Below are 24,103 nucleotides of genomic sequence, written 5' to 3' on the forward strand. Positions count from 1 at the left end.
CCTGCCCACCGCATCTACGCATGCATGGAGGGAAGGAAAAGACGCCGGTACATCGACTACCCCCGCAACGGCCGTACGGGAGTGCGCCGTTGGCTGCCGTCCTGGCGGCTCTGGCTGGGATCGGGCGGGTTTGTCCTGCTCTGCCTCGCGGGACTGTTCGCGGTCGTGTATGTGAAGATCGACATCCCCAACGAGAACGCGCTGGCCGCCCGGGAGGCCACCGTCTACTACTGGGCGGACGGCAGCCAGATGGTCAGCGTCGGCGCCGTCAACCGCCAGAACATCTCCCTCGACAAGGTGCCCAAGCACGTCCAGAACGCGGTGATAGCGGCAGAGAACGCCACCTTCTACAAGGACCACGGGGTCTCGCTCACCGGAATCGCCCGCGCCGCGGTGAACATGGTCTCCGGCGGGGACACCCAGGGCGGTTCGACCATCACCCAGCAGTACGTGAAGAACACCTATCTCTCGCCGGACCAGACCGCCACCCGCAAGGTGAAGGAATTCATCATCGCGCTGAAGGTCAACAACCGGAAGTCCAAGTCGGAGATCCTGCGGGGATATCTCAACACCAGTTGGTTCGGCCGCGGTTCGAACGGAATCCAGGCGGCCGCGCACGCCTATTACGGCATCGACGCCAAGGACCTCGATCCCAGCCAAGGGGCCCTGCTGGCGGCCCTGTTGAAGGGCTCAGAGCAGTACGATCCGGGGCTGAGCAAGGCCAACCACGCGCGGGCGGTGGCGCGTTGGAAATGGATACTCGACCGGCTGGTCGACACCGGTGCGATGAGCAAGCAGGAAAGAGCGCACTACCGCACGTTCCCCGAGCCGCGCCCGGTGACCAAACCCACCAGCCAGGCCGGCCAGATCGGCTATCTCGTCGACGTCGCCAACAAGTTCGTCAAGAGCGCGACCGGGCTGACCGACAAGGACCTCGCCCGCGGCGGCTACCGCATCCACACCACGTTCGACAAGCGGCGCACCCACCAACTGGAGAAGGCGGTCGCCGACGTCCGTAAGAAGAACCTCGACCCGAAGAAGCGCACCGAGGACACCTACGCGGAGTTCGGCGCGGCCTCGGTGCGCCCCGGCGACGGCGCCATCGTCGCGCTCTACGGCGGGACCGACGCCACCTCGCACTTCGTCAACAACGCGGACACCTCCGCGGTCCCGGCCGGCTCCGCCTTCAAGCCGTTCGTGCTGGCCACCGCCCTCCAGCAGGAGGCCGAGCAGTACGGGGACCAGCCGCGCCCGGTGGACACCGCCGGCGACGCCGAGGAGTTGCGCGGCGCCCTGATGCGCGGCGAGAGCGCCCCGTTCGTCCAGGCCGGCAAGAAGCTGGGGTTGGCGCGGATCCGGGACCTGGTGCTCCGCGCCGGACTGCACAAGGAGAGCCTGGCGCAACTGGAACAGACCTTCCCGCTGGGCACCTCGGCGCCCAGCGCGATCCGGCTGGCCAGCGCGTACACCACGTTCGCCAACGGCGGCCGGCACGCCGAGCCGTACGCGGTGACGAAGATGTCCCACCAGGGCAAGGGCGTCGCCGGCTTCGCGCGCGGTGAGCCGCAGCAGGTGCTCGCCCCGGCGGTGGCGCAGGAGATGACCGCCACGTTGGAGGGGCTGGGCTGGCGCGCGCTGAGCCCGCTGGGCGGCGAGTCGGCGCGGCAGCCGGTCGCGGCCGGGGCCACCGAGTCCGGGGACCGGATGAAGTCGGCGTGGTTCGTGGGCACCCCGCCGCCGGCCAGCACCTGGAGCCGGCCGTCGGGGGGCGCCCCCGGTGCCGGGGTCCGCGCCGACCGCGCCCCCGAAGAGGCGAACGGTACCGAACCGACCACGGCGATCACGCTGTTCCGGAACAAGCCGGGCGCGCCCCGGTTGCTGCCGCTGAACGGCGTCGGCGGCCCCGACACCGGGCTGGGCACCTCGCTCCCGCCCCGGGTCTGGGCCGCCTATCAGAACGCCACGTAGGGCCGCACGGGCCCGCGCAGGGCCTTAAAGCCCCGCTCGCGCCGCCGCGCTCAGTCGTTGGGCACGACGTCGTAGCGGGGCTCCTGCTCGGCCATCTGCTTGAGCACGTCCTTGCGCTCCCGCTTGGAGAGCCGGTCGATGTAGAGGTAGCCGTAGAGGTGGTCGGTCTCGTGCTGGAGGCAGCGCGCGAAGTAGCCGGTGCCCTGCACCACGATCGGCTCGCCCTTGGCGTTCTGGCCGCGCACCACCGCGTAGTCCGGGCGCGGCATCGGGGCGTAGGCACCGGGGACGGACAGGCAGCCCTCGTTGGAGTCGTCCAGCACCCGCTGCCCGGCCGGCAGCTCCTCCAGGACGGGGTTGCAGACCGCGCCGACGTGCCGGACGCCCTCGTCGTCCGGGCAGTCGTAGACGAAGACCTTGAGGTCCACGCCGATCTGGTTGGCGGCCAGGCCGACGCCCTCGGCGGTGCGCTGGCTGGCGAACATGTCGTCGATCAGCTGCGCCAGCTCGTCGTCGAACGCGGTGACGTCCTTGCACTCCTTGTGGAGCACGGGATTGCCGACCACGGTGATCGGACGGGAGGTGCCGCGCTCCCGGTGGGCCTCCTCGCGCTCCTTGGCGTCCGTGACGTCGTCGACGAACGCGTCGCTCGCTTGCTGCTCGCTGTCCTGCTGGGCCATCTCCGCCGTACGCCTTCCTGCAAAACCCTCGGGTAACGCCCTACAGCCTAATCCGTTGCCGGCGACGGTTTCCGGGGCCGGCGGATACGTCTTCGCCGGCTTCAGCAGACCTCTTCGAGATCGCGCCATTCCCGGGTGTCCGGGCTGTCCGCGACCCAGCCGTCCAGCAGCCCGCGCACCAACGCCGCCGGCGCCGCGATCCCGCACTCGCGCTCGGGGACCCACAGCGAGCCGGAGCCCGCGGTGCGGTGGCCCAGCGGCCCGGGGTGGCCCGGTTCGCTGTGGTCGTGCGGGTCCAGGTGCTCGCCGTCGCCCTCGTCGCTGGGCATCCGGCTCTCGGAGCAGGTGCGGCACAGCAGCCGCACCGACGACGACCAGTCCTCGGCCGCGAAGCCGGCGTCGGCGGCCAGTTGCTCCAGGGCGTCCCGGTCGTCCTCGGTGGCGGCCTCCAGGAGCACCACCCAGGTGGGCACCGGGGACGGCGCCCACAGCTCGATCTCGTCGAAGACCGGGAACGTCCGGGTCTCGCCGCCGGCCCCGGTGGTGGTCCGCTCGCCGTGCGGGACGCCGTCGTGCAGCACCACCTCGCCCCAGCGCCGGCCGGAGGACGGCAACGGGATGGAGAGCACCTCGATCCGGGCCGGGTCCAGCCGGCGGCCCCAGACCACCTCGGCCTCGCCCTCCGGCGACAGCCGCACCGCGGCGCTGCCCAGCGCCATCCCCAGCGGCTCCCCGGTCGGCGAGCCCTCGCCGGGGACCCTCAGTCCGTACGCCTGCCAGGCGCGGCGGGCCAACGGCCAGTCCTGGAGGGCGGTGGCGGCGATGCCGACGTTCCACCAGTCGGGCGCTCCGGTCTCGCGGTCCAGCAGCGCCACCGCGCGCAGTCCGGCGGCCCGGGCCTGTTCCCAGTCGTGCCGGAACTTGTGCAGCAGCGCGAGGTTGAACCAGGACTCCGACAGCCAGGGTTCCATGTCCGCCGCGCGGGTCAGCAGCGCCCCCGCGTCCTCGTAACGGCCGTCGCCGATCAGCGTGAAAGCCCGGTCGGTCGCCTGCCGCCACGAGGCGGAGGGCCGGTGCCGTACCTTGCCGAAGATCCTCACGATTCCCGCCTGCTGGTTGCTCTTGTGCCGCTCCGGAGGTGTCCCGGGCGGCGCCCGGGGCCTTCTGGGGACCCACTCGACAACCTGCCACAGATTGCCGTCGGGCTCAGCCCGGTGCACAGCACCCCCGTGCGGCTCATGCCCTGCGCCGACCCCCTGAACCCCCCTTCAGGAGGCTTCCTTCGCATCCAACCATGCCCATCTCGCGGGCCGCTCATTACCCATGGGTTCCCGGGCGGTGGACGGCCCCGGAACACTGCGCACCGGTGTGCGCGGGAGCCCGCCACGGGGCGCGACCACGGGTGTTCGCGCCCCGGGCGCCCCTCAACCCGCCCGGTCCGCGCGGGCCAGGACCCGGGCCAGCGCCTCGACCACCCGCGGCTCGTGGTCCCGGGCGGTGGCCAGCCGCAGCCGCTCCAGCGCCCGCAGCCTGGCCGCGGGCCCCACGCCCTCCGCCACCAGGTCCTCGTACGCGTTGACGGTGCGCACGACACGGGCCGTGAGCGGCTGTTCCCGGTACGGGTCGGCCTGCCGCTCGACGATCACCGCGACCTCCGGCGGGGCGCCGGTCTGCCGGGCCACGGCGCCGCCGAGCAGCGCGATCCGGCGCTGCTCGGCGGGCGGCAACGGGGCGGTGGCGCCCGCCGGCACCGGGTCGACGAGCGAGAGCTGGCCGATGTCGTGCATCAGCGCGGCGTGTTCGAGGATCTCCAAGTCCGGTCCGCCGAGCCCGAGTTCGCGCCCCACCTCGCGGCCGAGCGCGGCCACCCTGCGGGCGTGCCCCGGCGGGGTGCAACCGGCGACCTCGGTGGCCCGGGCCAGCGAGGCGACGGTCTGCCGGTAGGTGGCGCGCACCGCGGCGTACCGGCGGAAGGCGCTCTGGGCGAGCAGCAGCGGCAGGCAGAAGACGGGCAGCGCCCACAGCCCGGCGACGGCCACGCCCAGCGCGCTGACCACCCCGGTGGCACAGATGGCGGTGCCGATACCGGGCAGCGCCCGCAACTCGTCGCGCAGCAGCGGCCCGTACGGCCAGCCGGTCCGGGCCCGGATCAGCGCGGCCGCCACCACCGCGTCGCAGAGCGCGGTCAGCGCCAGCAGCACCGCCAGGAAGAGCGGGCGGGCCGGACCGGCGACGCCCCAGGCGCGCAACACACCCGCGGCGTAGAGGGGTTGGCAGCAGGTGGCGGCGAAGGCGACGGTCAGCACCCGGCGGGCCAGCGGATCGAGCACCGGGCCGCCGCCGCGCACCAAATACGGGACGAGGCCGACCAGTTGGGCCGCCACCACCACCGCGAGGGTCTGCGGCACCCCGTGGGCGGCCGGCCGGCCGCCCACCTCGCCGAGCAGCGCGTAGCCGAGCGCCCCGGCCGCGCCGAGCGGGGCGCCCTCCCGGAGGCCGGGCACCAGGGACGCCGCGCGGACGGCGTCCGGGTACGGCGCCCGCGCGGGCCGCGCCGCGGGGCGCTCCGGCCCGCGGCCGGCCGCGGCGGGGACCCGGCGCACCGCCTCGCCCGCCGCGATCAGCGCCCCGAAGGCCAGCGCGGCGCGCGGCCCGGTGATCCCGTGCCACAGCGTGTGCCCGAGGCCCCAGCCGGCCAGCACGGCGGCCGGGGCGTGCAGCCAGCCGGCCGGGCGGGCGGTCATCGGATGGCGCCGCGGGCCGCACCGGGCCCGTGGGACAGCCGAGTTGGCGGGACGTTTCCGCGCCCTGCCGGGGCCGGTTCCGGCGCCCGCTCCTCCCCCGCGGTCACCCGCTCGGGCCGCCAGCCGTGCCGGTCCAGGGCGGCGGCCAGCGCCCGGACCATCCGCGGGTCGAACTGCGTCCCGGCGCACCGGCGGAGCTCGGCGACGGCGGCCGACACCGGGCGGGCGCGGCGGTAGGAGCGGGTGGAGGTCATCGCGTCGAAGGCGTCGGCGACCGCCACCACCCGGGCGCACTCGGGGATTTGGGCGCCGGTCAGGCCGTAGGGGTAGCCGCTGCCGTCCATCCGCTCGTGGTGGTGGAGGATCGCGGCCCGGGCCTCGCCCAGGAAGCCGATGCCGCGCACGATCTCGTGCCCGTACTCCGGGTGCAGCTCGATGATCCGCCGCTCCTCCGGTGTCAGCGGCCCGTCCTTCCGCAACACCCGGGTGGGCACGCCGAGTTTGCCGACGTCGTGCAGGATCCCGGCGAACCGCAGCACCTCCAGCCGGTCCTCCGGCAGGCCCAGCTCCCGGGCGATCAGCACCGAGGCCCGGCCGACCCGCTCGCTGTGCCCGCGGGTGTAGCGGTCCTTGAGGTCGACGGCCTGGACGAGGGCGCGGACGGTGGCCTGGTGGGCGGCCCGCTCGCGCTGGTACTGGGCCCACGCCCAGCAGGTCAGATGGACCGGCAACAGCACCAACAGCGCCGCGGGCGGCCCGTAGGCGCTGCGCCAGAGCACCGCCATCATCAGCCCGGTCAGCCCGTGGACGAGGTACGCCAGCGGCAGCCGGACCGCGGGACCGCGCCAGGCGGTGCGCGCCGGATGCCGCTCGGCGAGGACCAACACCCCGCCGCCCAGCCCGACCAGGACGGCGCAGCAGGCGCCGGCGCCGGCCAGGGCGGGCGGCAGCAGCTCCGGGAAGGGGGCCGCGGCCGGCGCGGCGGGGCCGACGGCCCGGAAGACCTGGGCCGACGCCCAGGCGGCGAGGGCGAGTTCGGCGGTGTGCCAGAGGCGGCGGGCGGCCGGCCAGGGCCGGGCGGCCGGGGCCAGCGCGGCGCCGGGGACGGCCACCAGGGCGGCCAGCGGCGGGGGCAGCAGGAAGGATCCGGCGAGCAGCACGGGGGCGGCCCAGCCCGGTGGGAAGCCGCCGGGCGGCCCGTCGGGGCCCGGGGCGGGGCGCTGCGGTCCGTCGGTCAACGGGCAGCGGCGGATGCGCTCGCACAGGCCGTGCAGGGTGCCGAGGGCCAGGGCGCCGGTCCAGGGGGCGGCGGCGCCGAGCCGTACCGCGGGGGCCGCGCAGAGCGCCGCGGCCAGGGCGGCGCAGCCGATGTAGACCCGCGCGGCCGTCGGGAGTTCCCGCATCGCGCCCTCCTCACCCTGCCCGACGCTCTCCGTCGCGGCGGAGCGCCGCGTGCCTCGGGGTTCGGCGAGGATAGAGGGACCGGGGCGCCACAGGGGGCGCATCGATGAATCGGGCGGGACGGACCCCTCTGCCCTCACTCCCAGGGGTGAGGGCGACGCGCGCCTGTTCGGCGCGCGGGCGTCGGGGCGGGGTCCTACTCGGCGTGCGCGGCGTTGCCCGCCGGGTCGGCCTTCGGCGCGGGCGGCGGGGTGGCGCCGGCGGCGTCCGCCCGCTCCCGCTGGGCCTGTTCGTGCCGCGCCTGGTCCAGCACGCTCACCTCGGGCACGGCCTCCCCGGCCCGGATCAGGTCGATCCGGCCCATGACCTTGGAGCGCAGGTCGGTGGGGACGTCGTCGTGCCCGCAGCAGCGCTTGACCAGCTTCTTGACGGCCTGCTCCAGGCCGTACTTCTCCAGGCACGGCGAGCACTCGTCGAGATGGACCTGGAACTCGGCGCACTCGCCGGCCGGCATCTCGCGGTCGAGGTACTCGTAAAGGTGGTCAAGGACCTCTGAGCAGTCCTTCTCGTGCGGCTCTCCGCAGCTCATGATCCCGAGCCTTTCCGGTCGTGCGACTCCGGCGTGCCCGCGGACTGCGCCTCGGCGGCAGCCGCCCCCGCCGGGACCAGCCCGCGCTCACGGGCGTAATCCTCCAGCATGCCGCGCAGTTGGCGACGACCGCGGTGGAGACGGGACATCACCGTGCCGATGGGTGTCCCCATGATGTCCGCGATCTCCTTGTACGCAAAGCCCTCGACGTCCGCGAGGTAGACGGCGATCCGGAACTCCTCCGGGATCGCCTGGAGCGCGGCCTTCACGTCCGAGTCCGGGAGGTGGTCCAGCGCCTGCGACTCGGCGGAGCGCAGCCCCGTCGACATGTGGGACTCCGCGCGCGCGAGCTGCCAGTCCTCGATCTCGTCGGCGGCGCTGCGCTGGGGCTCACGCTGCTTCTTGCGGTACGAGTTGATGAAGGTGTTGGTGAGGATCCGGTACAGCCATGCCTTGAGGTTGGTGCCCTCCCGGAACTGGTGGAAGGACGCGTACGCCTTGGCGTAGGTCTCCTGCACCAGGTCCTCCGCGTCGGCCGGATTGCGCGTCATGCGCAGGGCGGCGGAGTACATCTGGTCCAGGAAGACGAGGGCGTCCCGCTCGAAGCGCGCATTGCGCTCGGCGTCGCTCTCCGCCCCGCCCGCGGTCTGCTCCGCGGCCGGGCCGTCGGTCCCTTCGTCGGCTCCGGTGACCGGACCCACCTCCTCCAACACCATGGCGGACCCCGCTGCCTGCGCCGCGGGCCCTCTCGATTCGGAGAATAGACGACGATCCGGTGCCCCCGCCGCTCCAACCAGGGCGGACTGGGTCACCTGCATCTTCGGCCACTGCAGGTCGGCGGCCGGGCGGGCCGGGCAAGCGATTCCCATGCGGCGGACTCCCATTCCTCGTTGCGCGCTGAACGTGCTCCACTGCCTACGCATGGCACAACAGCGGTACCCCGCCTGATCATTCCCGGCCCGGCCGGCCCTTTCCGCACGCGAGCCGCGGCGGGTGACGCCGGGGCCCGGGGTCAGGCGCGACCGCACCGCCCGGGCCGGGTCAGCCGCACACGCCGTCCAGCCACGCCAGCACCGCGTCGGTGAGCGCCGCCATCGACTCCGCCTCACTCACCCCGGCCGACTTCGGCACCGCGAAGCCGTGGTCCCCGTGGGCCACCTCGGTGATCTCGGTGCCCGCGGGGAACTCCGCGGGCCGCCCGAACGGATCCCGGCCGCCCTGCACCACCAGGGTCGGCACCCCGGCGCCGGTCAGCTCCTCGCCCCGGGACTTCTCCGGCCTGCCCGGCGGGTGCAGCGGGAAGCTCAGCGCCAGTACGGCGTGCGCGCCCAGCTCGCGGGCCGTGCGGCAGGCCACCCGGGCGCCGGCGCTCCGCCCGCCCGCGACCACCGGCAGCCCTGGCTTGGTGAGCGCCGGCCACAGCGCGGTCCAGGCCGCGTCCAGGGTCTTCGGCGCGGGCGCCACCTTCTTGCCGGCCACCCGCCACGGCTGCTCGACCAGCGCCACGGTGTAGCCGCGGGCCGGCAGCGCGGCGGCCAGCGCCACCAGGTCGCGGGCCTCGACGCCGCCGCCGGCGCCGTGGCTCACGGCGACCACGGCCCGGGCCGGTTCGGCCTCGCGGTACCAGGAGATCCGGGCGTCGCCCGCCGGCGTCGTGACCGTCTCGCGCTCATGCGCCCTCGTGCTCATACGCCCATCCTGCCCGCGGTGCGCCGCGCGGGGCGGCCCGGCCCGCCCGGCGGCTCAGAACAGCGTGCCGACCTCGGGGCCGTCGAGCTCGGTGACCAGCTCGGGACCGTTGTTGCGGACGTTGCTGACGTCGGTGGGGACCGGGTAGGCGCGCATCAGCCCGGGCGGCGGCGGGGCGAGCAGGGCGCGCAGCTCGTCGGGGTCGGTGCGGGTCGGGTCCAGCCAGGCGTCCCAGCGGTCCGGCGGCAGCACCAGCGGCATCCGCGGGTGGATGGCGGCGAGCGACTGCGGGCCCTCGCCGTCGTCGGCCCCGGCCAGCGGCGTGGTCTCGGCCTCGGTGGTGACGACCGTGCAGGTCACCCACCAGGCCAGCGGGTGGTCCCCGGGCAGGGTGCGGTCCCGCCAGAACTCGTAGAGGCCGGCCATCGCCATCACCGAGCCGTCCGCGGGCGTGACGAAGTACGGCTGCTTGCGGGGCCGCTTCTTGCGCCCCTGCTCCTCCAGCTCCCGCTCGCCGGCGCCGGTGACCCACTCGAAGTAGCCGTCCCCGGGGAGCAGGCAGCGGCGCGCGGCGAACGCCTGCCGGAACGACGGCTTCTCGTGCACCGTCTCGGCCCGCGCGTTGATCATCCGCGCGGCGCCCTCGGGTGATTTCGCCCACGACGGGACCAGGCCCCACCTGAGCGTCCGCAGCTGACGCACCGGTCCCGGCGGGAAGGCGGCGGCCGCCTCGCCCTTGAGGGGACGTTCCAGCACCGCCTGCACGTTGTCCGTCGGGGCGATGTTCCAACTGGGCGCCAGGGTCTCCGTGGGCTCCCACTGCTGAACGCCGAAGATCCCCACCAGGTCCTCGGGCTTCCGGCTCGCTGCATACCTACCGCACATGCATGCCACACTGCCATGCACGCCGAAGGGAGACGCGGAGACCATGGACACCCACAGCATCACCGACGTCTGGGACCGGGTCGTCTCGGCCCAACCAGGCCCGGCGCTCTGGCTGGTGATCGTTACCGCCGTGCTGGCCCTGGGGGCCATCGTCCCGCGCACCGCCTGGCGGCTGTCGCGGAACGCCGTCACCATCGCCCACGAGGGCGGCCACGGGCTGATCGCCCTGCTCACCGGCCGCCGGCTGGACGGCATCCAACTGCACTCGGACACCTCGGGGTTGACGGTCTCCCGGGGCAAGCCGCACGGCCTCGGCATGATCCTGACCGCCGCGGCCGGCTACATCGCGCCGTCCCTGCTGGGCCTGGCCGGCGCCGCACTGCTGGCCGCCGGGCACATCACGGCGCTGCTGTGGGGGGCCACCGCGCTGCTGCTGGCGATGCTGGTCATGATCCGCAACGCGTACGGCGTACTCACCGTCGTACTGGCCGGCGGCACCTTCCTGTTGGTGTCCTGGCTGACCGACGCCCAGGTGCAGGCGGTGTTCGCGTACGCGGTGGTGTGGTTCCTGCTGCTGGGCGGGGTGCGGCCGCCGTTCGAGCTCCAGGGGAAGCGGCGCCGCGGCGGCGCCGTGGACTCCGACCCCGACCAGTTGGCGCGGCTCACCCACGTCCCGGCCGCGGTCTGGCTCGGTTTCTTCCACGTGGTGACGGTCTGCTCCCTGATGGGCGGCGGGCGCTGGCTGCTCGGTATATGAGGAGCCGACTGTCCTTCTCGATGACATCCGGTAACCCACATTCCGTATGTCTCCTGCGCCCCTGTTGCCCCGAAGACGCCAGCTGCCTGCGGTTGTACTGGCGGGGCCGTGTTTCGCACAGGTTGCGCCGCTTTTGATCAAGATCGGCACCCTTGTCCAGCCATTAAAGTAAGGGCATGACCGAGAGCCCCGCCCCCCCTGCCCTGTGGCCCGCCCCCGTAGCCCCGGGGGCGGTCGATGCGACCGTCACCGTGCCCGGCTCCAAATCGGTCACGAACCGCGGACTGGTGCTGGCCGCGCTGTCCTCCGAGCCCGGCTGGCTGCGCCGCCCGCTGCGCTCCCGCGACACCCTGCTGATGGCCGAGGCGCTGCGCGCCATGGGCGTCGGCATCGAGGAGACCGTCTCCTCGGGCTCCGCCAACTCCGGCGGCGAGGCGTGGCGGATCATCCCCTCCGGTCTGCACGGCCCCGCCACCGTCGACGTCGGCAACGCCGGCACGGTCATGCGCTTCCTGCCCCCGGTCGCCGCGCTCGCCGACGGCCCGGTCCGCTTCGACGGCGACCCGCGCTGCTACGAGCGCCCGCTGGGCGGCGTCATCGACGCGCTGCGCGCCCTCGGCGCCCGGATCGACGACGACAACCGCGGCGCGCTCCCGATGACGGTCTTCGGCGGCGGCGCCCTGGAGGGCGGCGCGGTGGAGATCGACGCCTCCTCGTCCTCCCAGTTCGTCAGCGCCCTGCTGCTGTCCGCGCCGCGCTTCAACCAGGGCGTCGAGGTCCGGCACGTCGGCGCGGCGCTGCCCTCGATGCCGCACATCCGGATGACCGTCGACATGCTGCGCAGCGTCGGCGCCCAGGTGGACACCCCGGAGGCCGGCGGCGAGCCGAACGTCTGGCGGGTCACCCCCGGCGCGCTGCTCGGCCGCGACCTGGTCGTCGAGCCGGACCTCTCCAACGCCCAGCCCTTCCTGGCCGCGGCCCTGGTCACCGGCGGCAGGGTCACCATCCCGGACTGGCCCGGGCACACCACCCAGCCCGGCGACGCGCTGCGCGAGATCTTCACCGCCATGGGCGGCTCCTGCGAGCTGACCGACGACGGCCTGACCCTCACCGGCAGCGGCCGGATCCACGGCATCGACGTCGACCTCGGCGAGGTCGGCGAGCTGACCCCGGGCATCGCCGCCCTCGCCGCGCTCGCCGACTCGCCCTCCACGCTGCGCGGGGTGGCCCACCTCCGGCTGCACGAGACCGACCGCCTGGCCGCGCTCACCAAGGAGCTCAACGAGCTCGGCGGCGACGTCACCGAGACCGCCGACGGCCTGCACATCCGGCCGCGCCCGCTGCACGGCGGGATCTTCCACACCTACGAGGACCACCGGCTGGCCACCGCCGCCGCGATCATCGGCCTGGCCGTCGAGGGCGTGGAGGTGGAGAACGTCGCCACCACCGCCAAGACCCTGCCGGACTTCCCGGCGCTGTGGACACGGATGCTCGACCCGACGTCGGCCCCCGCCCGGAGAGCTTGAGGGTCGTCGCACGATGCGCCGCTACGGCAAGAACCCCGATGAGGACGACGTCCGCGTCCGCCCCAACCGCAAGGGCAACCGCCCGCGGACGAGCATCCGGCCCAAGCACGAGGACGCCCGCCAGGGCCTGGTCCTGACCGTCGACCGGGGCCGTCTGACGTGCCTGATCGAGGGCCGGACGGTCACCGCGATGAAGGCCCGCGAGCTGGGCCGCAAGAGCGCGGTGGTCGGCGACCGGGTCGCGGTGGTCGGCGACCTGAGCGGCGCCAAGGACACCCTGGCCCGGATAGTCCGGGTCGAGACGCGCTCCTCCACGCTGCGCCGCACCGCCGATGACGACGACCCGTTCGAGCGGGTGGTGGTCGCCAACGCCGACCAGCTCGCGATCGTCACCGCGCTCGCCGACCCCGAGCCCCGCCCCCGGCTGATCGACCGCTGCCTGGTCGCCGCCTACGACGCGGGGCTGGACCCGCTCCTGGTGCTGACCAAGTCCGACCTGGCGCCGCCGGACGCGCTGCTGGAGTCCTACGGCGCGCTCGGCGTCCCGTACGTCGTCACCAACCGCGAGGAGCTGGCCGACGGCGCCGCCGCCGAGCGGGTCCGGGAGAAGCTGACCGGCCGGATGACGGCGTTCGTGGGGCACTCCGGGGTGGGCAAGACGACCCTGGTCAACGCCCTGGTGCCGGAGCGCCGCCGGGCCACCGGGCACGTCAACGCGGTCACCGGCCGCGGCCGGCACACCACCACCTCGGCGCTGGCGCTGCCGCTCCCGGACGACACCGGCTGGGTCATCGACACCCCGGGCGTCCGCTCCTTCGGGCTGGCGCACATCGACCCGTCCCGGGTCATCCACGCCTTCCCGGACCTGGAGCCCGGCACCGTCGAGTGCCCCCGGGCGTGCAGCCACGACGAGCCGGACTGCGCGCTGGACGCCTGGGTGGCCGACGGGCACGCGGACCCGGCCCGCCTGTATTCCCTGCGCCGACTGCTGGCCACCCGCGAGCGGCGCGAGGGCGACTGAGCGCGGCGATCCCCTGCCGACCATCCGGACCGCGGGCATAATCGCCTTCAACCAGGACGCGGTCCGGTCTGGTCCGGTCCGTTCCCGTCCGATCCGGTCCGGCCCCGCCAGAAGTGCTCAACCGGCTGGAGCGGCCCCGAGCTGACGGAGGCATGGGATATGGCGTGGCTGCTGGTCGTGGTGGCGGGGCTGCTGGAGACCGGCTTCGCGGTCTGCCTCAAGCTCTCGCACGGCTTCACCCGCCTCTACCCCACGCTCGCCTTCGCGGTCTTCGCGCTGGGCAGCTTCGGCCTGTTGACGCTGGCGCTGCGGAAGCTGGACGTCGGCCCGGCGTACGCGGTGTGGACCGGCATCGGCGCGGCCGGCACCGCGATCTACGGCATGGTCTTCCTCGGCGACCTGGTCTCCACGTTGAAGATCGTCTCCATCACGCTGGTGGTCGTCGGGGTGATCGGGCTCCAACTGTCCGGCTCGGCGCACTGAAGCACGTCGCAGCACACAAAGGCGGCCGGTGGGGCCGCGCCATCAGGCCGTGAGCCCGGCGAACGCCTTCCGGACGAGCCGGCCGACCGCCTCCGTCTCGACCTCCGGCCCCCGCTGCCGCGGCACCTGTGCGGACGCCCCCGCCGGCGCCGCGTCCGGTGCCGGTCCCGCCGGGACGATCACACAGGACAGCGTCAACCGGGCCGCGGTCTCGCAGGCGGTTCCCAGGGCCGGCAGCTCCTCCCGGGGCCGGCCGGGCGCCAACGCCGCCACCGCCCGGTCGCGGAAGTGCCCGACGAGTTCGGCGGGCCCGGTCTGCCCGGCCGGCAGCCGCTCCCCCCAACACCCCGTCAGCGCCGCCTTGACCAGCGGATTCGTCCGTGCGGTGCGCAGCGTCCAGGCGGCCGCGGCGGCCACCCGCGCGGCCGCGTCGCCCGCCGGGCCGTCCGGGCCGCCGACGGCCAGCGCCCGCTCCACCCCGACCAGATAGTTCTCGGTCTCCCGGCGGACCAGCGCGCGGGCCAACCCCTCCTTGCTGCCGAAGGCGTTGTAGAGCGTCTGCCGGGAGACCCCGGCCGCGGTCGCCACCTCCACCATCCGGACCTCCACCCAGGCCCGGTTCAGCAGCGCCGCATAGGCGGCATCCAGCAGGGCCTCACGCGCCGAGGGCATCCGCCACCTCCCCGACCCACCCGACTTGTGGGCCAGGTCACAGAATTGACGCACCGTCAGAGGCTGTCAAGACCCGCTACGGGCACCACCGGCGCGAAGGCGGCCGGCACCGACGGGCAGACCACCCAATGGGCGCGGCATGGCCGTGTGGCTCCCGCGTATACCAGTCGATACTGTTCGCCCATGCCCGACTATCACGATGATCTTCGCCTGGCACACGTCCTGGCGGACGCCGCGGACGCCGCGACCATGGAACGGTTCAAGGCCCTCGACCTCAAGGTGGAGACCAAACCGGACATGACCCCGGTGACCGAGGCGGACAAGTCCGCCGAGGAACTGATCCGCAGCCACCTCCAGCGCGCCCGGCCGCGGGACGCGGTGCTCGGCGAGGAGTTCGGCAGCGAGGGCTCGGGCCCGCGCCGCTGGATCATCGACCCGATCGACGGCACCAAGAACTACGTGCGCGGGGTGCCGGTCTGGGCCACCCTGATCGCCCTGATGGAGCGCGGCGAGGGCGGCGACCGCCCGGTCGTCGGACTGGTCTCCGCGCCGGCGCTGAACCGGCGCTGGTGGGCCGCGGAGGGCCTGGGCGCCTTCACCGGCCGCAGCCTGACCTCGGCGACCCGGCTGCAGGCCTCCCAGGTCGGCCGCCTGCAGGACGCGTCCTTCGCCTACTCCTCGCTGACCGGCTGGGAGGAGCGCGGCAAGCTCCCCGGCTTCCTCAACCTCTCCCGGGACTGCTGGCGCACCCGCGCCTACGGCGACTTCTGGCCGTACATGATGGTCGCCGAGGGGACCGTGGACATCTGCGCGGAGCCGGAGTTGTCGCTCTGGGACATGGCGGCCTGCGCGGTGATCGTCCAGGAGGCCGGCGGGCGCTTCACCGGGCTCGACGGCCGACCCGGCCCGCACAGCGGCAACGCGGCGGCCTCCAACGGCCTGCTCCACGAGGACCTGCTCTCCTACGTCGGCGACGACCGGAGCTGATCCCGCAGGGGTGACCGGCGCCGGCTTTCACGTCGCGCACACCCCGGCCGACCTGCACAGGGGCGGATGTTCGGACTGACGTCCAGCATCTGCCCCTTGTTGTGGGCCCGGGAGCATGTGAACATGAGAAGCCCCCACTTTGTGAATTTGTGAATCGTTTCGCATTTTCACAGCCCCAAGGAGGTGGCTCTTCTCCATGCCCCTGCTCGTCAAAGACGCCATGAGCACGACGGTCCTCACCATCGGGCCGGCTCACACCCTCCGCCAAGCGGCGCGACTGATGGCGGCCCGCCGCATCGGCGCGGCCGTGGTCCTCGACAACGACACCTGCGGCATCGGCATCCTCACCGAGCGCGACATCCTCAACTCCCTTGGCGCCGGCGAGAATCCCGACCGGGAGACCGCACAGGGCCACACCACCTCGGACGTGGTCTTCGCGGCGCCGGACTGGACCCTGGACGACGCGGCGGGCGCCATGGTCCGCGGCGGCTTCCGCCATCTCGTCGTCCTCGACGCCATGGAGCCCGTCGGCATCGTCTCGGTCCGCGACATCATCCGCTGCTGGTCCGGCGTCCCCGCCCGGGCGGTCGCGGCGGCGTGAGGGGCGCCACCGCGCACCCCGGCCACGGGCCCGCCCCGTGCGGGCTCGGGTCGGCGTACGCGCGAAGAGGCCGGAGCCCCATGGCTTCCGGCCTCTTCGGCATGTACGGCAAGCGACGACGGATCGTCCCGTGCTGCGGCCACCGCGCGGGCGGCGACCGCGGCGCGTGGGACGTCAGCCGCGCAGGGCCTGGACCGCGGCCTCCAGCCGCTTGCCGTAGTCCGCGTCCGCCTTGCGGAAGTTCTCGATCGCGCGCTGCGCGATGTCGTCGCGGGAGACCTTGGCGATGAAGCCCGCCAGGTTGTTGACCAGGCGCTCCTTCTCGGCCTCGGACATCAGGCGGTAGAGGTTGCCGGCCTGGACGAAGTCGTTGTCCTCGGCGTGCGAGGGCGCCGCGCTCTTGGCGGACTCGCCGGAGACCGCGACCGGCTGCCACAGCGGCCGACCGGTCTCGACCGGGCCACCGAAGCTGTTGGGCTCGTAGTTCTTCTGACCGGCGTGGCGGCCGTCGTAGAGCACGCCGTCCCGGCCGTGGGTGCGCGCCTCGGTGGCGTGCGGGCGGTTCACCGGGAGGTGGTCGGCGTTGATGCCGACGCGGTAGCGGTGCGCGTCGCCGTAGGCGAACAGGCGGCCCTGGAGCATCTTGTCGGGCGAGGGGCCGATGCCCGGCACGAAGTGGTGCGGGGAGAAGATCGACTGCTCGACCTCGGCGAAGATGTTCTCCGGGTTGCGGTTGAGCTCCAGCTTGCCGATCTCGATCGGCGGGTAGTCCTCGTGCGGCCAGACCTTGGTCAGGTCGAACGGGTTGAAGCGGTAGTTGGCCGCCTCGGTCGCCGGCATGATCTGCACCTGGACCGTCCAGGTCGGGAACTCACCGCGCTCGATGGACTCGCGCAGGTCCCGCTGGTGGCTGTCCGGGTCCTCGCCGGCCAGCTTGTTGGCCTCGTCCTGGGTGAGGCTCTTGATGCCCTGGTCGGTCTTGAAGTGGTACTTGACCCAGAAGACCTCGCCCGCCTCGTTGCTCCACTGGAAGGTGTGCGAGCCGTAGCCGTTCATGTGGCGGTAGCTGGCCGGGATGCCGCGGTCGCCGAAGAGCCAGGTCACCTGGTGGGTGGCCTCGGGCGACAGGCCCCAGAAGTCCCAGACGTTGTCCGCCTCCTGCGAGCCGGTGTACGGGTCGCGCTTCTGAGTGTGGATGAAGTCGGGGAACTTGATGGCGTCCTTGATGAAGAAGACCGGCGTGTTGTTGCCGACCAGGTCGTAGTTGCCCTCTTCGGTGTAGAACTTCAGCGCGAAGCCGCGGGGGTCGCGCACCGCGTCGGCCGCACCGAGGTTGCCCGCGACGGTCGAGAAGCGCAGGAAGGTCTCGGTCTGCTTGCCGACCTCGGAGAGGAACTTCGCGCGGGTGTACTTCGTCACGTCCGCGGTCACGGTGAAGGTGCCGTACGCGCCGGCGCCACGGGCGTGCACGATGCGCTCCGGGATGCGCTCGCGGTTGAAGTGCGCCAGCTTCTCGATCAGGTTCTGGTCCTGGATCAGACCGAGGCCGCCGACGCCGGCCGTCTCGCTGTTCTGGTTGTCCGCGACCGGGGCCCCGGCCTCCGTGGTCAGCGGTCCGGTGGTGCTCTCTACCGACACGTGCGCCTCCTGATGTCTTTCGTACACCTGCCCTTGGCTTCCGCCGAGCCCGATCCTACATTGGACATTGTCTAAGTCAAGAAGTGGCCGAAAGTCGTACACGATCCGGTGATGGACGGCCGCTGGTACCCTGGTGGCTATCTGACTGATAGGTGATTGGCATGAGTGACCTGCTGGAACGACTCCGGGGACGCGGCTGGCGACTGACCGCACAGCGCCGCGTCGTCGCCGAGGTCCTGGACGGGGACCACGTCCACTACACCGCCGACGAGGTGCACGCCAAGGCGTCGGAGCGCCTTCCCGAGATCTCCCGCGCCACGGTCTACAACACCCTCGGCGAACTGGTCTCGCTCGGCGAGGTGATCGAGGTGAGCACCGACGGCCGCGCCAAGCGCTACGACCCCAACGCCCACCACGACCACCAGCACCTGGTCTGCTCGCGCTGCGGCACCATCCGCGACGTACACCTGCACGGCGACCCGCTGTCCGCCCTGCCCGAGCCGGAGCGCTACGGCTTCGACGTCTCCGAGGTCACCGTGACCTACCGGGGCATCTGCCCCAACTGCAACACCGATTCCTGACCCGGGCCCGGCCCCCGTCCGGGCCGCGCCCCAGGCCCCCGCCGCCACCGCGCGCTCCCCTCGGCCACCCCGCGGGACCGTTCCGCCCCTGGAGCAACGGCCCGCCGCCGACCAGGACACCCCCGGCCCACAGTCGACGACACCCCGGCCACCCCCTCGCGCCCGCCACACCCGCGCACAGGGCGCGCATGCCCCGTCGCCACAACTGACGGCACGTCAAATCCCTGCAGTGTCACACGCTTTGATCACGTGGCGACGACCCGCCCGGGCGCCCGTATCGGCCATCGGGTCCGCCCTCCTCCCAGGGAAAGCACACCGCGAGAGCCCCCACCCCGCGGCCGCACGCACAGCCAACCGCGCACGACGCCACCACCCCCACAACACCGAAGGCCCGGATCCTTGAGGATCCGGGCCTTCGGTTTCAGTAGCGGGGACAGGATTTGAACCTGCGACCTCTGGGTTATGAGCCCAGCGAGCTACCGAGCTGCTCCACCCCGCGCCGTTGTGACTCAACTTTAACCCCACCGCGACGACCAGCGCAAATTCCCTCCGCGGGACCCCGGGGCCGGCCCTCGGACCGGGTCCCGGGCACCGGACGCGGACGCGCCCGGCCGCCGTCACGCGCTCAGTTCCTCCTGGAGCGCCGCCCGCAACCGGGCCGCCCGCTCGGCCACCTCCGGCGGCCCCAGCTCCACGGCCCGCGCGCACCAGCGCTGGGCCTCCGCGAGCGCCCCGCGCCGGGCTGCGATCAACGCCAGCCGCAGCGCGGCCCGGCCGTGCCCGCCCTCGGCGGCGCGCTGCCACCACAGGGTGGCCTCGGGCAGGCTGCCCTCGCGGGCCAGCAGCAGGCCGAGGTTGAAGGCGCCGTTGCGGCTACCGGCCTCGGCCGCCGCGCGGTACCAGTTCGCCGCCTCGACGACGTCCCCCTGAGCCGCCGCGAACATGCCAACCCGGACCTGGGCGCGGCGGTGGCCCTGCCGGGCGGCCCGCTCGTACCACTGCCGGCTCTCGTCGCCCTCGGCCCGCTCGCCGTCCGCACCCGCGGAGCGCCGGTCCAGCAGGTCGGCGAGCCGGAAGGCCGCCTCGGCGCTGCCGCCCCCGGCCGCGCAACGCAGGTTCCGCTCGGCGTCCTTGACCTCGCCGTCCCGGAGTTGCGCTATGGCCACCTGGAGCGCGGCCTCGGTGTGCCCGGCGGCCGCCGCACGCTCGTACCAGGAGAGCGCCAGCCGCTCCTCGCCGCGCCCGGCGAACAGGATGCCGAGGTTGAACGCCGCATCCACGCTGCCGGCCTCGGCCGCCTTGGAGAACCACGGCTCGGCCCCGGAGGCGTCGCCGCGCTGCAGCAGCAGGATCGCCAGCGCGTTGGCCGCCTCGCGGTGACCGGTGTACGCGGCGCGGCGGTACCACTGTTCGCCCCGGCCGGGCCGGCCCTGCTCGGCGCAGAGCAGGCCGAGGTTGTAGGCGCCGTTGATGTCCCCGGCGTCCAGCGCGGCGCGGTACCAGCGCTCGGCGGTCTGGAGTTCACCGCGGTCGGCGTGGAGCGCGCCCAGGGCGTTGGCCGCGTTGCCGTCGCCGTCCTGGGCCGCGCGCCGCCACCACTCGGCGGCGCTCTCCTCGTCGCCGGCGTCGCGCAGCAGGAAGCCCAGCGCGCAGGCGGCGCGGGCCTCGCCGTCCTTGGCCGCGGAGAGGTACCAGCGGCCGGCCTCCTGGATGTCGCCGCGCTCCTCCAGCAGCGCGCCCAGTTGCAGCGCGGCCCGCCGGTGACCGCGGGCGGCGGCCTGGCGGTACCACTGCTGGGCCTCGGCCTGCTGGGTCAACTCCCCGTAGGCGGGCGCCGTTCGGCGCTCGGCGTCCCGACCCTCCTCGATGAGCCGGGCCAGGCGGTAGGCGGCCTCGCGGTGGCCGCGCTCGGCGGCGGCCCGGAACCACCGCTCGGCGCCGATGTCGCCGCGGTGCTCCAGGAGGTCGGCGAGGGCGTAGGCGCCCAAGTAGTGGCCGGACTCGGCGGATTGGCGCAGCCAGTACTCGGCGGCCGGCTCGTCGCCACGCTCGCGGTAGTGACGGCCCAGGGCATGCGCGGCGGCGGCGGAACCGGCGACGGCGGCGATCCGCCACCAACCGGCGGCCTCGTCGCCGTAGCCCCGCTGGTGCAGGAGGACGCCGAGGTTGTTGGCCGCGGCCCGGTCCCCGGCGGCGGCCGCGGAGCGCAGGTGAGGTTCGGCGCCGTCCAGATCGCCACGGCGCAACAGCAGTGCGCCCAGGGCGCTCATGGCGGCGGTGTCGCCCGCCTCGGCGGCGCGGCGGTAGCCGGACTCGGTCACCGCGTCGGACGCCTCGGCCGTGCCGTCGGCCTCCATCGCGTCCATCGCCTTCTCGGAATCGCGCCCGTCGTCGGGCGCCTGCACAAACCGGTCCGTCTCCAACAACCTTGCCTTGTCCCCCATAAGAACCATCGTCGCATCACCTGTAACGCGCGTACACCTGGTATACCGCAGCAAGTGAGGTCACTTCAGCGGTTTGTCGACTTCCCGACACGGCGACATGTCAAACTCAAGCACACAGCTTTCCCACATGGGGTGTCCGACCCGCCCGTCGGTCGCTTTGACACGAACGCATGACAAAGGCCCGGATCCTCAAGGAATCCGGGCCTTGGTCTTCAGTAGCGGGGACAGGATTTGAACCTGCGACCTCTGGGTTATGAGCCCAGCGAGCTACCGAGCTGCTCCACCCCGCGCCGTTGTGACTCCAACGTATCACGCCACGGGGACCGCGATTGACACTCGGTGCGCGGTGGCCGCCGGTTCGCGCCGGCGGCCACCCCGCTGAGGCCCGCGCCGGGCACCACCCCGTGGCGCCCGGGGAAGGCTCAGTCGCCCGACTTCCCGCCCTTCTCGGACGCCTTGGCCGCCCGGTCCAGCGCGGCCTTCAGCTTCTTCTGGGCGTCGCCGTACGCGGCCCAGTCGCCCGCCACGCGCGCCTTCTCGCCCTCGTCGTACGCCTTCTCGGCGTCCGACAGGGCCTGTTGGACGGTCTGGCCGGACGGCGGCTGCTCGCCGGTCTGGCCGCCGCCGGGCGGGTTCTCCGGGGTGGTGCCGGCGCTCGGCGCCTTCTTGCCGAAGACCACGTCCAGCGCGTCCTTGAGACTGTTCTCCAGGACGGGCTTGTTGTCGCCGTAGCTCACCAACACCTTCTTCAGGAGTGGGTAGTTGGTGTTGGCGCCGCGCAGGTAGACCGGTTCGACGTAGAGCAGACCGCCGTCCAACGGGACGGTCAGCAGGTTGCCGTACTCGATCTCCGAGTCGCCGAACTTCTTGAGGATGTTGAGCTCGTTGGCGATGGCCGGGTCGGAGTTGAACTTCGACTGGGCCAACTGCGGTCCGGGCACCGGGGTCTGCGCGGGCAGCTTCAGCAGTCTGATCTTGCCGTAGTCACCGCTGTTCGCGTCCGCGTCGACCGCCATGAAGGCGCCCAGGTTGTCCTTCTTGTTGGGCGTGAAGGTGGTCGTCAGCGAGAACGCCCGGTCCTTCTGGTCGGGCATCTTCATGCTGAGGTAGTACGGCGGCACCGCGTTGCCCGACTTGGTGGTCGGGTCGTTCGGGATCTGCCAGCGCTCCGAACCGGTGTAGAAGGTGCCCGGGTCGGTGACGTGGTACGTGGTCAGCAACTGGCGCTGCACCTTGAAGAGGTCCTGCGGGTAGCGCAGGTGGGCCTTCAGCTCGGGGCTGATGGAGCTCTTCTTCTCGACCGTGCCGGGGAACGCCTTCATCCAGGTCTTCAGGACCGGGTCCTTGGTGTCCCACTGGTAGAGCTTGACCGTGCCGTCATAGGCGTCGACCGTCGCCTTGACCGAGTTGCGGATGTAGTTGACCTGGTTCTGCTGGGCCACCACCGCGCGCTGACCGTTGGTGAGCGAGTCGGCGGTGCTGTCCCCGAGGGTGGTGCGCGAGGCGTACGGGTAGCCGTTGCTGGTGGTGTACGCGTCCACGATCCACTGGATGCGGCCGTTGATCACCGCCGGGTAGGCGTCGCCGTCGATGGTCAGCCAGGGGGCGACGGACTCCACGCGCTCCTTGGGCGTGCGGTTGTACAGGATCCGCGACTTGTCCCCGATGGCACCGGAGTAGAGGATCTGCGGCTCACCGAACGCCACCGCGTACGCGGCGCGGTTGATCGGGTTGGACAGGCTCACCCCGCTCTTGCCCTGGTAGCGGTAGCCCTTCTCACCGCTGTCGTCGGAGTAGTCCAGCTCCTTCTGCGGCCCGCCCACGATGGAGTACTGGGTGGTCTTCTCGCCGTAGTAGATGCGCTGTTCGTACGGGGGAAGCTGGCCACGGGAGGGGAGGTTGGCCTCGGTGTAGTCCGGGGCGCCGCCGTCGGCGGTCTCGGTCCCCTTGGCGGTGACCGCGCCGTAGCCGTGGGTGTACTTGAAGTGGTCGTTGATCCAGTTGCGTTCGGGGATGCCGGCGATGTTCAGCTCGCGCAGGCCGATGACGGTGTCCTGCTCCTTGCCGTCCTTGTCCTTGTACCGGTCGACGTCCAGGGTGGACGGGAACTGGTAGTAGGACCGCACCTGTTGCTGCTGCTGGAAGGCCGGCGAGACCACGTTCGGGTCGAGCAGCCGCATGCTGGCGGTGGTGTCCGCCGCGTCCCGCAGCCGCTGACTGTCCTCCTTGGTGGTCGGCTTGTAGTTGCCCTTGTAGGGCGTCACCTCGGCGTCCTGGATGTCGTACGCGTCCCGGGTCGCCTTGATGTTGTTCTCGATGTACGGCGCTTCCTTGGCCTGCTCGTTGGGCTGGACCTGGAACTTCTGCACGATCGCCGGGTACAGCCCGCCGATCAGGACGGCGGAGAGCACCATCAGCCCGAAGCCGATCACCGGCAACTGCCAGGTGCGCCGCCAGAGGGTGGCGAAGAACAGCACCGCGCAGATCGCCGCGATGAAGAACAGGATGGTCTTCGCCGGCAGATAGGCGTTGGCGTCGACGTAGCGCAGGCCGGTCCAGTTGTCGGCCGACCTCAGGCCGCTGGACTTCACCGCCAGGCCGTAGCGGTCGAGCCAGTACGCGACCGCCTTCAGGGAGACGAAGAGGCCCAGCAGCACCGAGAGGTGGCCGGTGGCCGCGGCGGTCGCCCGGGAACCGGGGCTGGTCAGCCGCAGTCCGCCGTAGAGGTAGTGGGTGAGGGCCGCGGCCACCAGGGACAGCACCGCGCAGGCGAAGCCGAAGCTCAGCAGGAAGCGGTACCAGGGCAGGTCGAAGGCGTAGAACGAGACGTCCTTGTGGAACTGCGGGTCCGTGGTGCCGAACGGGACGCGGTTGACCCACTGGAGCCAGGTGCGCCACTCACCGGAGGCGGAGGCCCCGGCGATCAGCCCGATCACCGCGGTGATCGCGATCAGCGCCCACTTCTTGAACGGGGCGATGCCCATGCGGTAGCGGTCCAGGCTCTGCTGCTCCATGGACATCGCGGCGAGTGGCGGCCGCAGCCGGTGCGCCAGCCAGATATTGATGCCGACGGCGATCGCCATGACGATGCCGAAGGCGAAGAACAGCCCGATCTTGGTCCACAGGGTGGTGGTGAAGACCGAGGAGAAGTGGAGCGAGCGGTACCAGAGCCAGTCGGTCCAGAAGCCCGAGAACATCACGAAGAGCATGGCCAGCACGGCCAGTGCGCCCAACGTCATGAGCAGGGTTCGGAACCGCCGCGACGGTCGGCCGACTCTGATCCGTGGCCCGGAGGGGCCTCCGCCGCGGTCCGGCATCTGGAAAGCCAAGGTGCGCACCTCGAAGTTCGCTGTCGTGTGGAGCAGGCCCGGCGATAGTAGGACCCAGTGATGCAACTTACGACGGCTTTACTCGGTTCCCGATTTCCGGGGTCTACA

20 protein-coding genes and 2 tRNA genes are annotated in these 24,103 nt (G+C 72.6%); 8 read left to right on the forward strand and 14 right to left on the reverse strand.

The window, feature by feature from the left end; genetic code table 11:
• Positions 1 to 24 precede the first annotated feature (24 nt).
• Positions 25 to 1,968, forward strand: a complete 1,944-nt coding sequence (locus ACIQU6_RS02820; RefSeq protein ID WP_403479827.1) for a transglycosylase domain-containing protein — start codon at positions 25 to 27, stop codon at positions 1,966 to 1,968.
• A gap of 50 nt (positions 1,969 to 2,018) precedes the next feature.
• Here ACIQU6_RS02820 and def read toward each other — a convergent pair whose 3' ends face one another.
• From def to ACIQU6_RS02860, 8 genes are all read right to left on the reverse strand, one after another.
• Entirely contained in the window at positions 2,019 to 2,648 is a 630-nt protein-coding gene (gene def, locus ACIQU6_RS02825) for a peptide deformylase (RefSeq protein WP_403479828.1), read from the reverse strand.
• A gap of 101 nt (positions 2,649 to 2,749) precedes the next feature.
• Positions 2,750 to 3,748, reverse strand: a complete 999-nt coding sequence (locus tag ACIQU6_RS02830) for a tetratricopeptide repeat protein (protein ID WP_403479829.1) — start codon at positions 3,746 to 3,748, stop codon at positions 2,750 to 2,752.
• Positions 3,749 to 4,072: 324 nt separating this feature from the next.
• The gene (locus ACIQU6_RS02835; protein ID WP_403479830.1) at positions 4,073 to 5,392 is read right to left on the reverse strand and encodes an HD-GYP domain-containing protein; all 1,320 of its coding nucleotides are present in this window, start codon (positions 5,390 to 5,392) and stop codon (positions 4,073 to 4,075) included.
• Positions 5,389 to 6,795 (reverse strand): HD-GYP domain-containing protein, encoded by a 1,407-nt coding sequence (locus ACIQU6_RS02840; protein ID WP_403479831.1) that lies wholly within the window; start codon positions 6,793 to 6,795, stop codon positions 5,389 to 5,391. The genes ACIQU6_RS02835 and ACIQU6_RS02840 overlap by 4 nt, the downstream gene beginning before the upstream one ends.
• Before the next feature lie 194 nt (positions 6,796 to 6,989).
• Positions 6,990 to 7,382 (reverse strand): mycothiol system anti-sigma-R factor, encoded by a 393-nt coding sequence (gene rsrA, locus ACIQU6_RS02845; protein WP_403479832.1) that lies wholly within the window; start codon positions 7,380 to 7,382, stop codon positions 6,990 to 6,992.
• Positions 7,379 to 8,083, reverse strand: coding sequence for a sigma-70 family RNA polymerase sigma factor (locus ACIQU6_RS02850; RefSeq protein WP_403479938.1), 705 nt, complete (start codon positions 8,081 to 8,083; stop codon positions 7,379 to 7,381). The genes rsrA and ACIQU6_RS02850 overlap by 4 nt, the downstream gene beginning before the upstream one ends.
• 340 nt (positions 8,084 to 8,423) lie before the next feature.
• Positions 8,424 to 9,071, reverse strand: coding sequence for an alpha/beta family hydrolase (locus tag ACIQU6_RS02855; RefSeq protein ID WP_403479833.1), 648 nt, complete (start codon positions 9,069 to 9,071; stop codon positions 8,424 to 8,426).
• 54 nt (positions 9,072 to 9,125) lie between these two features.
• Complete coding sequence (locus ACIQU6_RS02860; RefSeq protein ID WP_403479834.1) at positions 9,126 to 9,956, reverse strand: SOS response-associated peptidase; 831 nt, start codon at positions 9,954 to 9,956, stop codon at positions 9,126 to 9,128.
• Positions 9,957 to 9,999: 43 nt separating this feature from the next.
• Between ACIQU6_RS02860 and ACIQU6_RS02865 the strand changes: the two genes are divergently transcribed.
• From ACIQU6_RS02865 to ACIQU6_RS02880, 4 genes are all read left to right on the forward strand, one after another.
• Positions 10,000 to 10,713 carry a M50 family metallopeptidase gene (locus tag ACIQU6_RS02865; protein WP_403479835.1) on the forward strand — a complete coding sequence of 238 codons (714 nt, stop codon included), beginning with the start codon at positions 10,000 to 10,002 and terminating at the stop codon, positions 10,711 to 10,713.
• Positions 10,714 to 10,889: 176 nt separating this feature from the next.
• Positions 10,890 to 12,239, forward strand: coding sequence for a 3-phosphoshikimate 1-carboxyvinyltransferase (aroA, locus tag ACIQU6_RS02870; RefSeq protein ID WP_403479836.1), 1,350 nt, complete (start codon positions 10,890 to 10,892; stop codon positions 12,237 to 12,239).
• A gap of 13 nt (positions 12,240 to 12,252) precedes the next feature.
• Positions 12,253 to 13,260, forward strand: coding sequence for a ribosome small subunit-dependent GTPase A (gene rsgA, locus ACIQU6_RS02875; RefSeq protein ID WP_403479837.1), 1,008 nt, complete (start codon positions 12,253 to 12,255; stop codon positions 13,258 to 13,260).
• Between the two features lie 159 nt (positions 13,261 to 13,419).
• Positions 13,420 to 13,743: a DMT family transporter gene (locus tag ACIQU6_RS02880; RefSeq protein WP_403479838.1), complete on the forward strand. Its 324-nt coding sequence runs from the start codon at positions 13,420 to 13,422 to the stop codon at positions 13,741 to 13,743.
• Between the two features lie 42 nt (positions 13,744 to 13,785).
• On the opposite strand, the gene ACIQU6_RS02885 is transcribed toward ACIQU6_RS02880, so the two are convergent.
• A complete protein-coding gene (locus tag ACIQU6_RS02885) occupies positions 13,786 to 14,415 on the reverse strand; it encodes a TetR/AcrR family transcriptional regulator (RefSeq protein ID WP_403479839.1) in 630 nt (209 codons plus the stop codon).
• Positions 14,416 to 14,598: 183 nt separating this feature from the next.
• On the opposite strand from ACIQU6_RS02885, the gene hisN reads away from it, so the two are divergent.
• Both hisN and ACIQU6_RS02895 read left to right on the forward strand, forming a co-directional pair.
• Complete coding sequence (hisN, locus tag ACIQU6_RS02890; protein WP_403479840.1) at positions 14,599 to 15,402, forward strand: histidinol-phosphatase; 804 nt, start codon at positions 14,599 to 14,601, stop codon at positions 15,400 to 15,402.
• A gap of 202 nt (positions 15,403 to 15,604) precedes the next feature.
• Positions 15,605 to 16,003 (forward strand): cyclic nucleotide-binding/CBS domain-containing protein, encoded by a 399-nt coding sequence (locus tag ACIQU6_RS02895; RefSeq protein WP_403479939.1) that lies wholly within the window; start codon positions 15,605 to 15,607, stop codon positions 16,001 to 16,003.
• Between the two features lie 174 nt (positions 16,004 to 16,177).
• Here ACIQU6_RS02895 and ACIQU6_RS02900 read toward each other — a convergent pair whose 3' ends face one another.
• Positions 16,178 to 17,641, reverse strand: coding sequence for a catalase (locus ACIQU6_RS02900; RefSeq protein WP_403479841.1), 1,464 nt, complete (start codon positions 17,639 to 17,641; stop codon positions 16,178 to 16,180).
• Between the two features lie 161 nt (positions 17,642 to 17,802).
• Between ACIQU6_RS02900 and ACIQU6_RS02905 the strand changes: the two genes are divergently transcribed.
• Positions 17,803 to 18,222, forward strand: a complete 420-nt coding sequence (locus tag ACIQU6_RS02905) for a Fur family transcriptional regulator (RefSeq protein ID WP_403479842.1) — start codon at positions 17,803 to 17,805, stop codon at positions 18,220 to 18,222.
• Between the two features lie 425 nt (positions 18,223 to 18,647).
• Here the strand turns inward: ACIQU6_RS02905 and ACIQU6_RS02910 are convergent.
• From ACIQU6_RS02910 to ACIQU6_RS02925, 4 genes are all read right to left on the reverse strand, one after another.
• A tRNA-Met gene (locus tag ACIQU6_RS02910) sits at positions 18,648 to 18,721 on the reverse strand.
• 118 nt (positions 18,722 to 18,839) lie between these two features.
• Positions 18,840 to 20,675 (reverse strand): sel1 repeat family protein, encoded by a 1,836-nt coding sequence (locus ACIQU6_RS02915; protein WP_403479843.1) that lies wholly within the window; start codon positions 20,673 to 20,675, stop codon positions 18,840 to 18,842.
• A 207-nt stretch (positions 20,676 to 20,882) separates the two neighbouring features.
• Positions 20,883 to 20,956, reverse strand: a tRNA-Met gene (locus ACIQU6_RS02920).
• A 132-nt stretch (positions 20,957 to 21,088) separates the two neighbouring features.
• Positions 21,089 to 23,983: a UPF0182 family protein gene (locus tag ACIQU6_RS02925; RefSeq protein WP_403479940.1), complete on the reverse strand. Its 2,895-nt coding sequence runs from the start codon at positions 23,981 to 23,983 to the stop codon at positions 21,089 to 21,091.
• Positions 23,984 to 24,103 lie beyond the last annotated feature (120 nt).

The sequence above is a fragment of the Streptomyces sp. NPDC090442 genome, assembly GCF_044769405.1.
Taxonomy (GTDB): Bacteria; Actinomycetota; Actinomycetes; order Streptomycetales; family Streptomycetaceae; genus Streptomyces.